This window comes from Streptomyces oryzae (assembly GCF_017676365.1).
GTDB lineage: Bacteria > Actinomycetota > Actinomycetes > Streptomycetales > Streptomycetaceae > Streptomyces > Streptomyces oryzae.
In genome coordinates, this window is the sequence record NZ_JADKMA010000061.1 from 20,765 (window position 1) to 35,999 (window position 15,235).

Below are 15,235 nucleotides of genomic sequence, written 5' to 3' on the forward strand. Positions count from 1 at the left end.
CGCCCCCTCAGGACCGTGGCGGACCTCAGGGGTTCCGTAAGAGGAGAAGCCGGGGGGAGGAAACCCACCGGGTGCCTGGCTGGAAGCCCCTCCTACGCTTCCCGGAAGATTCCCGTACTTCCGCCCCTGATGAGGGGCGACGAATACCTGGGACTCGCTTCCGGTCCTCCCGGCGGGAGGCGCGCAGCATCGGCACTCAACCGAGCAACCTGGACAGTGTGCCATAGAGGCCAGAGCGGTCGCCAATCGGGCCTCTAGCACACTCCCGGCCGATGTGCACGCACGCATCGCCCCGGCACACGAGCCTCTCCAGTACCACAAAGGCATCCGTCGGCGCGCGTGAATTCAAAAGATCACTTAGCGGAACTCCAGAGTGGCATTGCGTGAGCACCCGCAACCCTGCTTGAGTGAAGTACCGGCCACGGACGAGGGGGACGAGGTGGACCGGATATGGAGCTTCGGGGAGAAATTGCCGCAATGCGTGCCGGGACCGGGGACCCCGGCGCGCTGCTGGGTGAGTTCCGGCGCGCCGCGGTGCTGGTGCCACAGGTTTCCGGAGACCGGCTGCTGACACGCAGCTTCGGCGGGGTGCGCTGGATTCTCGCGTTCACGGACGAGGCAGCGCTGGCGCGGTTCACGCGGGAGCCAGGGAGCGGCGGGGTGCCGGACGCGGAGTGGGAGTACGTGTCCGTAGTGGGCGCCCGGCTGCTGGACGCCGTGATCCCCGCGCTCGACGGCCCCACCGGCGTGGCCGTCGACATCGCGGACGAGGACGGCTCCATGCTCTTTCCGCCCGCGCCCGGGATCGTCCCTGACGAGGTGGCCGTAGGCGGGACCGACGAGGGGGAGGCCCTCTGATGGGCAACGGCGGCGCGGGCGACGACGGCGTCAAGTGGAACAAGGAGTCCCTCGACCTGATCGAGAAAGGACTCAAAGGCGCCATCGACGAACTGAAGGAGTCGGGCAGCTCGGCGACATCGTCGCTCCAGGGCGCCGGCTTCGAGGAGCTGTCGCTGACCGGCATGGAGATGGGCCACTACGGCCTCTCCACGGACTTCGAGGACTTCTGCGAGAAGTGGGAGTGGGGCGTACGCGCGCTGGTGCAGAACGCCAACGCGCTGGCCCAGAAGCTCGGCCTGTCCGCTGGCATGGCCCACGAGGAGGACCAGTACGCGGCCGGCGCCCTGAAGGTCGGCCTGAACTCGCTCACGGGCAACCCGCACGCCAGCGAGGAAGAGGTCGTCAAGCAGGGCTGGGGCGACATCGTCACCCCGGACGCGCCGGACTACAGCATGGACTCCTTCCGCAAGGCCGGGGACGACATCACCCAGGACTGGAAGGACACCGGCCGCGAGCTGACCACCAAGGGCCGCGGCGGCATGTACATGGACATGGCGCAGAGCGCCACCGGTATGAGTGACGAGCAGATCGAGGCCAAGCGGGACGAGTGGTTCGGCCCGTCGCCGGAAGAGCGCGCTGCGGCACAGCAACAGGGGAATGAAGGGGCCGAGGGGGGCCAGGGCTGATGGGCTGGCGCGATTTCGTACCCGACTCCATCGAGGAGAAGGGCGAGGATCTGGTCGAGGGCGCCGGCGACGTCGTCGAGGGCGCCGGCAACTGGACGGCCGACCGGATGGACGACGTCGGCTGGGAGAGCGGCGCGGACTGGACCAGGGACAAGTCCCGCTCGGCGGCGAACGCGATGGGCGCCCAGACCTCCGAGTTCCAGCTGGACGAGACCGAGGACCCGAAGAAGCTCGTCTTCGGCAGCGCCGGCAAGATCCGTTCGACGGCCAAGCATCTGAAGGACTTCCAGACCGCCTTCGACAACGTCGCCAAGGGCCTCAAGGGGCTGAACAAGGGAAACCTCAAAGGCAGGGCGGCCGACGCCTTCTGGGAGAAGGTGGGCCTGGAACCGGCCAAGTGGATCAAGGCCGCCAACGCCTGCGAGAAGGCCGCAGGCGCGCTGGAGGACTTCGCCGGCACCGTCGAATGGGCCCAGGGCCAGGCACGCGAGGCCGTCGCCAAATACAAGGACGACAAGAAGGACGAGGCCGAAGAGCAGCTGAAAGAGGCCCGCACCCAGCGCAACACGGCCGCATCCCGCGCCCAGACCGCCGTCAAGGCCGCCCGCGACGCCGCCCCGCCCAAGCCCGACTACTGGGACCAGGCCGGCGACGGCCTCACCGGGCTGCGCCTGGATGCCGTCCATCTCTCGGGCGGCATCGTCAAAGGCACCGCAGGACTTGTCAACTTCGTCCGCAGCGTCAACCCCACCGACCCCTACAACATCACCCACCCCGCCGAGTACGTCACCAACCTCAACTCCACCGTCACCGGCATCGTGCGCTCCGCCAACGACCCGGTCGGCACCGGCAAAGCCATGCTGGACGCCTTCAAGAAGGACCCCGCCGAGGGCATCGGCCGCCTCATCCCCGAACTGATCGGCACCAAGGGCGTGGGTGCGGCGGCGAAGGCGGGCCGCGCGGGAAAGCTGATGTCCCGGGCGCGGGACACGCTCAAGAGGAAGGGTGAGAGCGGGTCGGACACCCCACCGAAGAAGCGCTGCACCGGTGACACCGACCCCATTGACCTGGCAACGGGACTGATGTTCCTGCCACAGACGGACCTGGAGCTGCCGGGCACACTGCCGCTGACCTTCACCCGCCATGTCGAGTCCGGCTACCGCCTCGGCCACTGGTTCGGCCCCTCCTGGGCCTCGACGGTGGACCAGCGGCTGGAGATCGACGCGGAGGGCGTCGTCTTCGTCGCCGAGGACGGCCGTCTGCTGTCGTACGCCCATCCGGCCCCCGGCGTCCCCACCCTGCCGTCGTCGGGGGACGCCCGGATGCCGCTGGAGCGCACACCTGACGGCGGCTACACGCTGACGGAGCCGGACGCGGGGTGGGTGCGGCACTTCGCCCCGCCGGAGGGCGGCGCTTCGGACAATGGTGCGGCCCGGATCGAGCAGATCACCGACCGCAACGGGCACAGCATCACCTTCGAGTACGACGAGCAGACCGGCACGCCGCTGCGCCTCGTCCACAGCGGCGGCTACGTGGTGCGCCTGACGGTCGAGCACGGCCGCGTGTCGGCGCTGGGCCTCATCGGCGCGGACAGCGACACGACGGTGCTGCGCTACGGCTACACCGACGGCAATCTCACCGAGGTCACCAACTCCTCCGGCCTCCCCCTCCGTTTCGAGTACGACGACGAGGCGCGGTTGGTGTCCTGGACCGACACCAACGGCCGCCGCTACGACTATGTCTACGACAACCTGCACCGCGTCATCGCCGAAGGCGGCACCGCAGGCCATATGCAGGTCCGTATCGACTACGACGGCATCGACAACGCCACGGGCCACAGGGTGACGACGGTGACAACGGCCGCCGGACACGCGACACGCCACCTGTTCAACGAGCGGGGCCAGACCGTCGGCCAGGTCGGCCCCCTCGGCCACCGCACCATCACCGAACGGGACGCGTACAACCGCCCGCTCTCCCACACCGACGCCCTCGGCCGCACCACGACGTTCACTTACGACGAGGCGGGCCGCCTGGCCGCGGTCCGCCGCCCAGACGGCACAACAGCCTCGGCCACCCGCAACGAGCTGGGCCTCCCCGTCACCACGACCGACCCCGACGGGGCGGTATGGCGCCGGGAGTGGGACGTGTACGGCAACCGCACGTCGCTCACCGACCCGGCGGGAAACACAACCCGCTACACCTACGACGGCCGGGGCCACCTGTCGGCGGTGATGGACGCCCTCGGCGCGACGACACAGGTCCGCTGCGACGCGGCGGGCCTCCCTGTCGAGATCACCGACCCGCTCGGCGGCGTCACTCGCTACGAGCGCGACGCCTTCGGCCGCCCGGTGCGGCTGGTGGACCCGCTGGGCGCGGTGACGACGCTGACCTGGACGACCGAGGGCCACCTGGCCTCCCGCACGACGCCCGACGGGGCCACCGAACACTGGGAGTGGGACGGCGAGGGCAACTGCACCCGCCACATCGACGCCGCGGGCGGCGAAACCCGCTATGAGTACACCCACTTCGACATGCTGACCGCCCGCACCGGCCCGGACGGCATGCGCTACGAGTTCGAATACGACGCGGAACTGCGCATGACCCGCGTCACCAACCCCCAGGGCCTCACCTGGGACTACACCTACGACCCCGCAGGCCGCCTGATCGCGGAGACGGACTTCGACAACCGCACACAGCAGTACGAGCTCAACGCGGCAGGGGAACTCGTCCGCCGGACAACCCCCCTGGGCGAGGAGATCGCCTACGAGCGCGATGCACTCGGCCGCACGACACGCAAGAACGCGGCGAGCAAGGTCACCACGTACGCCTACGACCCGGCGGGCCGCCTCCTCGAAGCCAACGGTCCCGAGGCCGAACTCCGCTACCAGCGGGACAAGCTCGGCCGCATCAAAACCGAACTGGTCAACGGCCGTGCCCTCACCCACACCTACGACGCCCTCGGCCGCCGCACCCGCCGCACCACCCCCACCGGCGCCGTCTCCACCAGCACCTACGACGCGGCAGGCAACCGCACCTCACTGACGGCATCAGGCCACACCCTGGACTTCACCCACGACGCGGCGGGCCGCGAAACGGAACGCCACATCGGCACCGGGGGCCTCACCCTCTCCCAGGAGTGGGACCCGGCAGGCAGGCTGCAAACGCAGTCCTTACAGGCCGGGGACACCATCCAGCAACGCTCCTATACATACCGACCGGACGGTTACCTCACAGAGGTGGACGACCTGCTCTCCGGCCGCGCGACCTTCGACCTGGACGCGATGGGCCGCGTCACCACCGTCCACGCCCAGGGCTGGACCGAGCGGTACGCCTACGACGAGGCAGGCAACCAGACGGAAGCGTCGTGGCCCACCACCCACGCCTCGCCCGAAGCCATCGGCCCCCGTACATACGACGGCACCCGGATCACCTCGGCCGGCAGGGTCCGCTACGAACACGACGAAGCGGGCCGCATCACCCTCCGCCAGAAGACCCGCCTCTCAAAGAAGCCGGACACCTGGCGCTACGCCTGGGACGCCGAGGATCGCCTCACCGAGGTCACCACACCGGATGGCACCATCTGGCGCTACGCATACGACCCCCTGGGCCGTCGGGTAGCCAAACACCGCATGGCAGGCGAAGAGAAGGCCGAAACCACCACCTTCACCTGGGACGGCCCCACCCTCATCGAGCAGACAACAGTCGCCCCGAACCTCCCCCACCCCGTCACCCTGACCTGGGACCACAACCGCTTCACACCCCTCACCCAGACAGAACGCATCACCGACGAAACCACCCAGCAGGAAATAGACTCCCGCTTCTACGCCATCGTCACCGACCTCGTCGGCACCCCCACCGAACTCGTCTCCGAGCAGGGTGAGATCGCCTGGCGCACCCGCTCCACCCTCTGGGGCACCACGACCTGGCCCACCACCAGCACCACCTACACCCCACTCCGCTTCCCCGGCCAGTACCACGACCCCGAAACGGAACTGCACTACAACTGCCTACGCCATTACGACCCGGAGACGGCTCGATACATCACGCCCGATCCTCGCGGGCTCGCGCCAGACCCCAACCCGGTTGGTTATGTTGACAATCCGGACTGCTGGATCGACCCCCTAGGACTTTCGCCGGATTGTCCGAAGGAGCCCCTCAAACTCTACCGTGCACCAGCGCGAGGAAACCGAGCCCGGGAGGCGGAAGGTCTTGACCCGACTCTGCACCCTGACACTCCTCATGGAGAAGGAACAGCCTATCTCGGCGAGACCGAAGATGTGGCCCAGAAGTACGCCACTCAGGGCACCCATGAAGACGGCTACCATGAATTCACGATGAAGGAAGGTTTCGAAGAAGCCTTTCCACCGGAAAAATATCGAAGGACCCACGACAACAAGCCCGGAGAATATCAGTGGCTAATCCCACAGAAGGAGATTACTCGGTTCAATTCCTTCCTCGCGGAAAAACCGAAATGGTGGAACTTCTACCAAGGATTCAAATGGGAGGATTAATGTCATCCATCGAACACCTGCACCCGGGAATGGTATGTACGGGCACCGTCACCGCCAGCTCGGCTACCGTACTTTTCGTCGACCTCGGCCACACTGCCGGCGTCGTGACAGCCCCCAACCTGTCCTGGAGACATTTCACCCACCCCGAGCAGATTGCCCGGGTCGGCGAGAAGGTTGTCGGGGTTGTTCTCAGCGTGGACACTGAACGCGATCAAGTGTCCTTGTCCCTTAAAGAACTCGAGCATGACCCGCTTATCGACTTCGCGCGAACCCAAATCGGAACGACGACAACCGGGACGGTAGAAAAGATCGCCCCCGTCGGAGTGTTCCTAGCACTCGAGAAGGATATCTCCGCTTTCCTCCCGGCAGCCGAGCTCTCCAACAACCTGAAATCGGTGGAGATTGGGCAGACATATTCCGTCATCGTCTCGTCGATCAATTTTCACGAGCGTCGAATCGTTCTCAGCCTGCCTGATTGATGATTCTCTACCGTCGAGGGCGCGGAGCCGGTCAGGCCGGCTGAGCACTTCAGCCGGGGACAGTCGCAGCGGCGTTCCCACGAAAGCCGCCCAGGCCGTCGGGTCGACGGCGAACTGCGGACTCTGCGTCTTCTTGGAGTCGGCCTTGCCCCGACTCCCATCTCACTATCCAGTGGCCAACCGACCCCTGTTCGGGACCCGCTAGGGCTCGCACCACGGTACTTGAATCTGACCGGGAAAGAGGGCAAGGATGCGAATGAAAACCTCCTATCCGGATCAGCCGAGGGGCAGCGGCTCGCCGAGCGCCTACGCAAAGAGTCCGCGGAATCGATATTCAAGAATGAGTAGCTGACGCCGCAAGCCATCGCGCAGTCCCGACGCGCAATCGCAGGTGACGATACCGGTAACCCCACGGTGAGGGAACTCACCCAGACAGAACTCATCACCAACGCATCCACCAGCAGGAGATGGACTCCCGCTTCTACGCCATCGTCACCGATCTGGTGAGCACCCCCAGAGAGCTGGTCGATTCCCGGGGTGCTATTACCTGGCGCAGCCAGTCCGCCCTCTGGGGCACCACCACCTGGCACACCGACAGCACCACCTACACTCCACTCCGCTTCCCGGGCCAGTACCACGACCCCGAGACCGGTCTCCCCTACAACTACTTCCGCTACTACGACCCGCCCACAGCCCGTTATGTGACGCCCGATCCCCTGGGCCTCGACCCCGCACCCAACAACACGACCTATGTCCACAATCCCGTAGAACATCGAGAGCAACGGACTCAGCGAGGATGTCGCGCCCCCGCCACCAGCAGCGGCTCCCTCGCCAGGCCAGGCCACTTCTACCCGCACGAAGTCAACGGGCCCACGCACCCGGGTGTCCAGTCGGCCTATGAGTGGGGGCTGCGGAAGAGCGCCGACTCCCCGGCCAGCGTCCTCATCGGCCGCATGCCCGAAGAGACGTACCAGAAACTGATCTCCCAGGGTCATGTGACGGTGCGGGAAGTGGGGGAAGGTGTACCGCCGGAAACCATTTTCCACCCCGACTCGTTCCCCGAACTGAACAAGGCAATGCAATGGATGGACCCGATCACTCCCGGCAGATGAAGCCCGAATACTCGGCCTCCTTTTTGCGGCAAACGAAATGGGGCGACTTCAGAGAACTGGACAGCGGCGAATGGGAAACGGTGTGGCGGATCACCTTCCGACCGGGCGACTCCCCGCAGGAAGACGTCGACATCCTGAATGACCCCTCCATCGGCTTCCGCTCCCGTCTGCGGGGCGGCACAGAGGAGGAGACAGAACTGGTCGTGACCAGCCGGGAACACTCCATGTCCGCCGTCAACTATCCGCCGACCTATTCCTCGTTCCGTATCGTGAACGACCAAGTGGCCGAGATCCAGCAGATCCAGGGACTCCCGAGAGACTGGTACCCCCGTTCAGATGACGCGAGCGTGCCCCCGCCTTGGCGAGGCGGGGGCACGGTTGGGTCGGCATCAGCGATTGGTTGTCGTACGAGATGAAGCCGGCCCCGGCGGCCGGGGCGACGGCGAGCTGAGGGCCCCGTGACCTTCGAGTCAGGGATGCGGACCGTGCCGGGCGCCTCTCCAGCACTTTCTCGATGAAGACCAAAGCGAGTTGGAGGCGTACGGCTACGTGGCGCGCGCCGCGCCCCGCACACCGGGCGGCGGGATCGCCACCCACACGGTGTCGCACTCCAACGCGAGCGTCACGGACACCGCACCACCGCCCCGGCCCTCATCACGGCCGAAGCCGAAGCCGAAGCCGACGCCCAAGGCGCAGCCGGCATCCCCCACCACTCCGACGCCCGCTCCCGGCGCCCCACTGCCAGGAGTGCCGAGATCGGGACGAGTCCGCGGACACCTCCCGCCGCGAAACGGAAGGCCACATCGGCACCGGGGGCCTCGCCATCTCCCAGGTATGGGACCCCCGGGTCTCCGGGCCGCGCGACCTTCGACCTGGACGCGATCGGCCGCGTCACGGCCGTCCACGCCCGCGGCTGGACCGAGCGCTACACCTACGACGAAGCGGGCCGCATCACCCTTCGTCAGAAGCCCCGCCTGTCGAAGAAGCCGGACACCTGGCGACACACCTGGGACGCGCCAGGATGGCCCGCCCCTCACAATGCGAGGCGACGACACCCGCTGTATGTCTGTCGCCAAAGACCAGCTCATGGCCTCGGTTCACGAGCTCGTCGACCCTGACCCCCGATGCCGGGCGCACGCGGCGGGCGTCAGCCTTCATGCGTACGACGGCCGGGACAGTACGACCGGAGCCTCACGCGCGGTTGCGTCCGGGGAGTGACGACGTGGGGCGGCGCGGGCCCGAGGATCGGTGGCAGGCAGGGGTGGACTATTCGGCCCACCGCCCACACCGACGACTGGAGTCCCATGCCTTCTGGCACGTTCCCGCGCCCCCATCTCTCAACTGCCCGTACGCGCAAGGCGGGCGCGGTGACGATTGTCAGCGTCACCGCGCTTGCCTCGCTCACAGTTGTCGGCGGCTCCGCGGCCGCATCGGCCGAGGGGTCTCAGCAGCGGCCGGAGCGGGCGAGTGTGACCGGGTCGGCCGAGTTCCGCTTGCCGTACGTGAACGACGCCGACATCCGCTCCATCTCATTCGACGCGCACGCCGCCCCCTACAGCAAGCCGGTCCCCGGCGTGCCCACCGGGCTGCCGACCGACGCGTACGGCACGGTGAAGGTCTCCCACTACTCGGCAGAGCGCGACACCACGTACACCGCCGAGGGCAAGGTCGACTGCATGACGACCGCGCCGGGCAGCGCCACGTTGACCGCCGTCATCACCAAGGTGAGCGCCGGAGGGCCGGACTGGGTGGGGCAACGGCTCGGCTTCAGCGCCCATGACGGCCGCGCGGACAGACCCGGCAAGCCGTCGCGGGACCAGGGCCCGGACCGGGTGGGGTTCTCCTGGGCGGACGGCGTCAACTCGACGTTCGACTCCGACGGGCAGAAGGAGTACCCAGTGGGCCCCTGCATGGCGCCCGCCGCCTTCGCACCCGTCACCAAGGGCGGTTACCGGGTCCAGCACGCCGATCTGCCGCTCTGGCCGAGGAATCCGTCACTCCCCCCGGCCCGGTGAGCCGAGGAGGTGCTTGCGGAGGAACGGCGTGATGACGAGTACGAACGCGCCAAAGGCCCCGAGGCGTTGGAGGCCGGGTTCGGCGAGGAAGTCGCTGTGCTGGATGCCGTGGACCGCGTACCGGTTGGCGGCGAGGTCGGTCACCATGATGGCGCAGGCCAGGTCCGCGCCCCGGCGTTTGCCGTGAAGCAGGAGCACGGCGGCACCGGCCGCGATGAGGTAAGTAGTCGTCACCGCCCAGGGTGGTGACGTTCTACGGAACACCGCCGGGTTCCCGTCTCGGCGAGGCGGGGACCCGGCGGGCGTCGGCATCAGCGAGTGGCCGCGTACGAGATGAAGTCGGCCCAGGCGGTCGGAGCGACAGCGAGTTGCGGGCCTGGCTTGTTCTTGGAGTCGCGGATGTGGATCGAGCCAGGGGTCGCCGCGACCTCCACGCAGTCCGGACTGTCATTGCTGCTGTAGCTACTCTTGATCCACTCCAGCACGGAGCCGTCTTCGGTGGGAAGCTTCAGCGTCATGTCTCTCCCAGGACTTTTTCGATGAAGGCCAACGACTCACGCGGCGTGAGTGCCTGCGAGCGGATGATGCCATAACGCATTTCGAGGATCTGCACCTCCTTGGGGTCAGAGATCAGCCGGTGCGTGAGCTGAGCGTCGGTGGATCCCAAGGTCGTACCGTCGTTGAGCTTCAGCACTCGATGCTCGCCCGCCATGCCTGCGTGTTCCTCACACTCTGTGGGCATCACCTGAAGGGTCACGTGCCGCAACTGCGCCACTTCCAGCATGTGTTCGAGCTGACGTCGCATCACCATTCTGCCGCCCAGAAGCCGCCGTAGCGTCACCTCTTCCTGGACAAACGTGAGCATGGGGGCTGGCTGGCGTTCGAGCATGGCCTGTCGAGCCATCCGTCCTGCGACCAACCGGTCGATCTCTTCCTCGCTGAACGCAGGGCGCCGCATCGCGAACAGCGCTCGCGCGTACTCCTCCGTCTGCAGCAGGCCGTCGATGTTGTGGTCGCCATAGGCGCCACGCTCCACGGCCTTCTCTTCCAACTTCGCCAGGTCCCGCACCTTCTTCGGGTACCGCGCCTCCTTGACGTCCACCTTCATCGCGGAGATCTTCCCGTTCGCGCCCAGCGCCTTGTCCGCACCGTCAAGGAACTCCGGCTTGGGGAGCCGTTTGCAGCGCTCCACCGCGGAGACCATTTCCTCGCCATAGCCGATGGCCGCGCCCAGTTCGGGCTGGGTCATTCCCGCTGCCTCGCGCCACAGTTTGATCTGGCGGCTGACCGCCCGGAGTACGGCGCTGGAGTCGTCCTCCAGCCCCGCCCCCCATTCCTCATCGTCGTGTTCAGGCATGCGTAACCCCCTCCATCCGCATTCGGTACGCACACCATAGGAACGGCGAACCATGGTTTGTCACAGAATTTGTAAGACTGCTTCGGTTACGGCGTACAAGCCGTACTATTCCGCCTGCCCTCCCGGACAGCCTTCGCTGGTGCGCTCGTCGACGCTGTCCAGAGCGCGCACGCGCGGCCACGCTGGGTGAGGTGACCAATGAAATCGCCACGAAATCCCTGGACTTCACCGTTCTGCTGTCCTCCACCCGGCGCGGTGCGCGGCTCGCGCGGCTCCTCACTGTTGCCGAGCTGAGCTCGCGCGGGCTGCCGACGGAGACCGCCGCGCAGGTGGTCGGCGAGCTGGCCGCCAATGCGGCGCTGCACGGCCGGGTTCCGGGGCGGAGTTTCCGGCTCAGGGTCCGTACGGCCGACGCCCCCGGCGTCCTCCGTGTCGAGGTGACGGACACCCGGAGCGAGCGAGCTCCAGACGCTGCACAGCCGCCGTATGTTCCACCGGTCGAGGCGGAGTCGGGGCGCGGGCTGCTGCTCGTCGCGGCGATGAGTGAGCGGTGGGGTGTGACGTACGGGCCATTGCCCCGCAAGACAGTGTGGGCTGAAATCGCCCTGCCGGTCGGCGTCGTGCTCACCGGATCGCGGTCGGCGGCGTCCCGGTGCCGCACGACATCAAGCCCCACCAACCTCCCCTCACCCATACGAGTGAACGAAGCCAACTTGACTGACGTGCAAGCCCGTTGACCGGCATTAGGCTCCAGCACGGCAGCCGCACACATGCGACGGCCCCCGGCCGGGACGGCAATCCCGATCAAGGGCCTGACCACCGAGGAACTACCACCAGCACCGGCACCGCCCCTACCGTCCCGGCAGACGACCGCTACCGCGCTCCTTGCAGCCCTGCGCCGCGACGACGACCGGCTCCTGCTCTCCGAACGGGATGTGGCCCGCCTCTCCCCCGCCGTCGACGCCTGGCTGGAGCGCGGCACCGGGCCGGAGGCCGCACGCCGCACCCTGACCGCTCACCTGCCCGCCGGTCCACTCCGCAGCCCTGCCGCCCTGCTCGCACACCGCCTCATCGCCCAACTGCCGACCCCTGCTCGCCGCCCCACCACGGAGCCGCCCGGACCCGTTCCAGGAGCGCCCCGACTGCGAACGCCCTTTCCGCGCCCCCACCCCCGGCCGCTGCCGCGACTGCCGGACCCGCGCCGGACACACACGTCGCACGCCGAAGCCCGACTAGCATTAATGGCCTGGTCTCCGGTCAGGCAGAGAGGAGCGAGCGCCGTGACGATCACCCCGCACCACACTGAGCACCACTCCTTCCAGTACCAGGCAATGCGCGACATCGTGCGCCGCATGCACGACGGGGTGCCCGGCAAGCTGGAGATCACCAAGGAAGGAATCGTTCACGACATGATGGCGCCGGGAGGGCCGCACGAGCTGACGGCAGCTCGCATCAGCCGTCGACTGGAAAAGGTGATGCCGGACGAGCTTCTGGCACACACAGGTACGCCCGATGTGGAGGACGTGGCGGAAGGTGTGCTCCGGCACCCCGATGTCATGGTGATCGCCGAGACCGACATGGAGGTCGAGGATTCCTTCGATCCCCGTAGCCTCCTCGCCGCCATCGAAGTCGTATCGCGGTCCAACCCGGACAACGACTGGTCGGGCAAGGTGCGGGACTATCCGCTGCTCGGAGTGCCGATCTGCGTGATCTTCGATCCGCGTACCGGCGAGGGCGCCGTCTTCTCCGACATCCACCCCACGCCTGCCGGCCCTCGCTATGCCACCCGCAAGGACTTCGTCTACGGCGAGGACATCACCATCGGCGAGTGGACCATCTCGACCGACGGTCTCCCCCGCTACACGCCCTGACCAGCGAGCCGTCTCCGCTGCGCCCGCACAACACCGGCCGCACCTCGGTTCCCGACGGCACCACTCACTCAGGCCGCGCGGGACGAGAAGGCAGCGCCGTCGCGACCACGCGGCGCATCGCGTCGAGGTCGACCTGCTCGGCCAGAGCCGCATCGTCCGGATCATCCGTGATCGGCCTCTCGACGTTGAGCAGGGTACGCAGCAGCCGCGGCAGAACTGTGCGGCTGATGAGGTCTTCCGCGAGCGCGGTGCCGTCGGCGACGGACATGGCACAGTGCTCGGCGAGGTAGGCACTCAGACGTTCAAGGGTGCTGGCGATCACGGCGTCGAAGTAGGCATTGGAGCTGCCGGGCTGTCGCTCGGCGACGGAGATGCTCAGCCGACAGGTGCGCACCTGCGGCTCCCATGTCATGAGCTGTAGAAATCGCCCGCAGAAGAGCGTCACCGCCTCCGCCTGGTCCTCGGCGTACGCGTCCGGGGTCTTCAATCTGCCCAGGTACAGCTCGCGGATGAGGTCCAGGACGGCGAGGAACAGCTTGTCCTTGCTCTCGAAGTGCGCGTACAGCGACCGCTTCGACGTCTTTGCGCGCAGCGCGACCGCGTCCATTGAGGCCCGTTCGTAGCCGGTCTCCTGAAACACGTCCTTGGCCGCGAACAGGATGTGGCGGCGCAGTTCCTCCCCGCGCTTCTGTTCACCCCGCCGCCGCTGCGCGTCGCCCTGGCGCGATGCACCTTCTCCGCTCATCTCGCTTGCATCCCCAAAAGTAAACGGTACGGTAGAGTTTACTTGCACCAACCGGCATCCGTCCCACCCCTGGAGAGACCACGTGATCGTCATCACCACTCCCACAGGCAACATCGGGCACCAGGTCCTCGACAGCGTCCTCGCCGCCGACCAGCCGGTCCGCGTCGTCGTACGCGACGCGGCCAAGCTGTCGGCCGAGATCCGCGACAGGGTCGAGGTCGTCCAAGGCTCGCACGGCGATCCGCAGGTCGTCGCCCGTGCCCTCGACGGCGCAGAAACCCTGTTCTGGCTGCTGCCCACCGACCACCACGCCATCAACCTCGACGAGGCGTTCGCCGAATTCACCCGCCCTGCGGCCGAGGCAATCGCCGACCACGGCGTCAAACGTGTCGTAGGCATCAGCGCCCTGGGGCGCAACACGCCCTACGCCGACCGCGCCGGACACGTAACCGCCTCACTGGCCATGGACGACATGATCGCAGCCACTGGCGCGGCATACCGCGCGCTGACCATGCCCTCATTCATGGACAACATGCTGTGGCAAGCCCGCGTGATCAAGGAACAGGGCGCGTTCTTCTACACCCACTCCCCCGAGCACGCGCTGCCGACTGTCGCCATCCGCGACATCGCCACCGTCGCCGCCCGGCTGCTGCTCGACCCCACCTGGACCGGCCAGGAGGAGGTCCCGGTGCTCGGCCCCGAGGATCTGTCCCTCAACGACCGGGCCGCCATCGTCTCCGACGTACTCGGAACCCCGGTGCGGTATCAGCAGATCACCGGCCAGGCGCTCAAGGAGCAGCTCACCGGCAGCGGCATGTCCGACGCCATGGCCCAGGGCATGCTCGACATGATGACGGCCAAGGACAACGGCCTGGACGAGGGGATCACCCGCACTCCGCAGCACGCGATCGACACCCCCACCACGTTCCGGCAGTGGTGCGAAGACACCCTCAAGCCTGCGGTGGAGGCCGTATGACCTCGGCGCCGATGGCCGATGGCTGAAGGCCGATGACTGATCAGCGTGCCGGGACCGCCTGAGGGCTCCGCGCCATGTCCGCCGCCCCCGGCACCGGCTCTCCCGCATCGGTCCCGAGCCCCACGATCCGGTTCTCCGCGTCGACGTGCACCACCCGCGGCTGCATCGCCCGCGCCTCGGCCTCGTCCACCTGCGCATAGCTGATCAGGATCACCAGATCCCCGGGGTGGACCAGATGCGCCGCCGCGCCATTGATACCGATGACGCCGCTCCCCCGCTCGCCCTCGATGACGTAGGTCTCCAGCCGGGCCCCATTTGTGATGTCGACGATGTGGACCAGCTCGCCCGGCAGCAGGTCCGCCGCCTCCATCAGCTCGGCGTCGATGGTCACCGATCCCACATAGTGCAGGTCGGCCTGGGTGACGGTGGCCCGGTGGATCTTGGACTTGAACATGGTGCGCAGCACAGTTCACTCCGTACGAGAAAGAAGGGTCGCGCCCCCTTCAGTCAGAGGTGCGCGCCGACCCGTCCATCGTACGAGCGGAAGCCGCGCAGACGAAGAGGGCCGAACGGCGCCCCGAACGCCCCGAACAGAAGAGGACACCCCGAACAGAAGAGGGCCCGTACGGCATCACAGCCGTAC

At 67.3% G+C, this 15,235-nt stretch carries 16 protein-coding genes and 2 pseudogenes; 11 read left to right on the plus strand and 7 right to left on the minus strand.

Going from position 1 to position 15,235, the window contains the following annotated elements; all coding sequences use genetic code 11:
* Positions 1 to 450 precede the first annotated feature (450 nt).
* From ITI46_RS14305 to ITI46_RS14330, 6 genes and pseudogenes are all read left to right on the plus strand, one after another.
* Complete coding sequence (locus ITI46_RS14305; protein ID WP_209239904.1) at positions 451 to 858, plus strand: SseB family protein; 408 nt, start codon at positions 451 to 453, stop codon at positions 856 to 858.
* Positions 858 to 1,526: a hypothetical protein gene (locus ITI46_RS14310; RefSeq protein WP_209239905.1), complete on the plus strand. Its 669-nt coding sequence runs from the start codon at positions 858 to 860 to the stop codon at positions 1,524 to 1,526. Before ITI46_RS14305 ends, ITI46_RS14310 begins: the two co-directional genes overlap by 1 nt.
* Positions 1,526 to 6,037, plus strand: coding sequence for a putative T7SS-secreted protein (locus ITI46_RS14315; protein ID WP_247745973.1), 4,512 nt, complete (start codon positions 1,526 to 1,528; stop codon positions 6,035 to 6,037). The genes ITI46_RS14310 and ITI46_RS14315 overlap by 1 nt, the downstream gene beginning before the upstream one ends.
* Entirely contained in the window at positions 6,037 to 6,516 is a 480-nt protein-coding gene (locus ITI46_RS14320; RefSeq protein ID WP_209239906.1) for a S1 RNA-binding domain-containing protein, read from the plus strand. The genes ITI46_RS14315 and ITI46_RS14320 overlap by 1 nt, the downstream gene beginning before the upstream one ends.
* Positions 6,517 to 6,974: 458 nt before the next feature.
* A pseudogene (locus tag ITI46_RS34790) lies at positions 6,975 to 7,295 on the plus strand (RHS repeat-associated core domain-containing protein); the annotation flags it as partial.
* A 329-nt stretch (positions 7,296 to 7,624) separates the two neighbouring features.
* Positions 7,625 to 8,044 (plus strand): hypothetical protein, encoded by a 420-nt coding sequence (locus ITI46_RS14330; RefSeq protein WP_209239908.1) that lies wholly within the window; start codon positions 7,625 to 7,627, stop codon positions 8,042 to 8,044.
* Between the two features lie 129 nt (positions 8,045 to 8,173).
* Here the strand turns inward: ITI46_RS14330 and ITI46_RS14335 are convergent, their stop codons facing one another.
* The gene (locus tag ITI46_RS14335; RefSeq protein ID WP_209239909.1) at positions 8,174 to 8,341 is read right to left on the minus strand and encodes a hypothetical protein; all 168 of its coding nucleotides are present in this window, start codon (positions 8,339 to 8,341) and stop codon (positions 8,174 to 8,176) included.
* Positions 8,342 to 8,482: 141 nt separating this feature from the next.
* Here ITI46_RS14335 and ITI46_RS36030 point away from each other — a divergent pair.
* Both ITI46_RS36030 and ITI46_RS14345 read left to right on the plus strand, forming a co-directional pair.
* A pseudogene (locus ITI46_RS36030) lies at positions 8,483 to 8,644 on the plus strand (RHS repeat domain-containing protein); the annotation flags it as partial.
* A gap of 351 nt (positions 8,645 to 8,995) precedes the next feature.
* Positions 8,996 to 9,643 (plus strand): hypothetical protein, encoded by a 648-nt coding sequence (locus ITI46_RS14345; protein WP_209239910.1) that lies wholly within the window; start codon positions 8,996 to 8,998, stop codon positions 9,641 to 9,643.
* Here the strand turns inward: ITI46_RS14345 and ITI46_RS14350 are convergent.
* The 3 genes from ITI46_RS14350 to ITI46_RS14360 form a co-directional block, all read right to left on the minus strand.
* On the minus strand, positions 9,623 to 9,877 hold the full coding sequence (locus ITI46_RS14350; protein ID WP_209239920.1) for a hypothetical protein: 255 nt from the start codon (positions 9,875 to 9,877) through the stop codon (positions 9,623 to 9,625). The two genes, ITI46_RS14345 and ITI46_RS14350, sit on opposite strands and share 21 nt — an antisense overlap.
* Before the next feature lie 77 nt (positions 9,878 to 9,954).
* The gene (locus tag ITI46_RS14355; protein ID WP_209239911.1) at positions 9,955 to 10,161 is read right to left on the minus strand and encodes a DUF397 domain-containing protein; all 207 of its coding nucleotides are present in this window, start codon (positions 10,159 to 10,161) and stop codon (positions 9,955 to 9,957) included.
* Positions 10,158 to 11,000 carry a helix-turn-helix domain-containing protein gene (locus ITI46_RS14360; RefSeq protein ID WP_209239912.1) on the minus strand — a complete coding sequence of 281 codons (843 nt, stop codon included), beginning with the start codon at positions 10,998 to 11,000 and terminating at the stop codon, positions 10,158 to 10,160. Before ITI46_RS14360 ends, ITI46_RS14355 begins: the two co-directional genes overlap by 4 nt.
* A 191-nt stretch (positions 11,001 to 11,191) precedes the next feature.
* Between ITI46_RS14360 and ITI46_RS14365 the strand changes: the two genes are divergently transcribed.
* Entirely contained in the window at positions 11,192 to 11,737 is a 546-nt protein-coding gene (locus ITI46_RS14365; RefSeq protein WP_307808166.1) for an ATP-binding protein, read from the plus strand.
* 114 nt (positions 11,738 to 11,851) lie between these two features.
* On the opposite strand, the gene ITI46_RS36035 is transcribed toward ITI46_RS14365, so the two are convergent.
* Complete coding sequence (locus ITI46_RS36035) at positions 11,852 to 12,079, minus strand: hypothetical protein (RefSeq protein WP_209239913.1); 228 nt, start codon at positions 12,077 to 12,079, stop codon at positions 11,852 to 11,854.
* Between the two features lie 201 nt (positions 12,080 to 12,280).
* On the opposite strand from ITI46_RS36035, the gene ITI46_RS14375 reads away from it, so the two are divergent.
* Positions 12,281 to 12,871 carry a Uma2 family endonuclease gene (locus ITI46_RS14375; RefSeq protein ID WP_307808167.1) on the plus strand — a complete coding sequence of 197 codons (591 nt, stop codon included), beginning with the start codon at positions 12,281 to 12,283 and terminating at the stop codon, positions 12,869 to 12,871.
* A 64-nt stretch (positions 12,872 to 12,935) separates the two neighbouring features.
* Here the strand turns inward: ITI46_RS14375 and ITI46_RS14380 are convergent, their stop codons facing one another.
* Positions 12,936 to 13,709 carry a TetR/AcrR family transcriptional regulator gene (locus tag ITI46_RS14380; RefSeq protein WP_247745975.1) on the minus strand — a complete coding sequence of 258 codons (774 nt, stop codon included), beginning with the start codon at positions 13,707 to 13,709 and terminating at the stop codon, positions 12,936 to 12,938.
* Here ITI46_RS14380 and ITI46_RS14385 point away from each other — a divergent pair.
* Complete coding sequence (locus ITI46_RS14385; RefSeq protein WP_209239915.1) at positions 13,699 to 14,592, plus strand: NmrA family NAD(P)-binding protein; 894 nt, start codon at positions 13,699 to 13,701, stop codon at positions 14,590 to 14,592. The genes ITI46_RS14380 and ITI46_RS14385 overlap by 11 nt on opposite strands.
* Before the next feature lie 40 nt (positions 14,593 to 14,632).
* Here ITI46_RS14385 and panD read toward each other — a convergent pair whose 3' ends face one another.
* A complete protein-coding gene (panD, locus tag ITI46_RS14390) occupies positions 14,633 to 15,058 on the minus strand; it encodes an aspartate 1-decarboxylase (protein ID WP_209239916.1) in 426 nt (141 codons plus the stop codon).
* Positions 15,059 to 15,235: the final 177 nt, after the last annotated feature.

Coding starts and splice junctions, on each gene's coding strand:
- ITI46_RS14305 (WP_209239904.1), top strand. CDS start 451: ATGGAGCTTCGGGGAGAAATTGCCGCAATGCGTGCCGGGACCGGGGAC.
- ITI46_RS14330 (WP_209239908.1), top strand. CDS start 7,625: ATGAAGCCCGAATACTCGGCCTCCTTTTTGCGGCAAACGAAATGGGGC.
- ITI46_RS14315 (WP_247745973.1), top strand. CDS start 1,526: ATGGGCTGGCGCGATTTCGTACCCGACTCCATCGAGGAGAAGGGCGAG.
- ITI46_RS14360 (WP_209239912.1), bottom strand. CDS start 11,000: ATGCCTGAACACGACGATGAGGAATGGGGGGCGGGGCTGGAGGACGAC.
- ITI46_RS14320 (WP_209239906.1), top strand. CDS start 6,037: ATGTCATCCATCGAACACCTGCACCCGGGAATGGTATGTACGGGCACC.
- ITI46_RS14310 (WP_209239905.1), top strand. CDS start 858: ATGGGCAACGGCGGCGCGGGCGACGACGGCGTCAAGTGGAACAAGGAG.
- ITI46_RS14380 (WP_247745975.1), bottom strand. CDS start 13,709: ATGACGATCACGTGGTCTCTCCAGGGGTGGGACGGATGCCGGTTGGTG.
- ITI46_RS14355 (WP_209239911.1), bottom strand. CDS start 10,161: ATGACGCTGAAGCTTCCCACCGAAGACGGCTCCGTGCTGGAGTGGATC.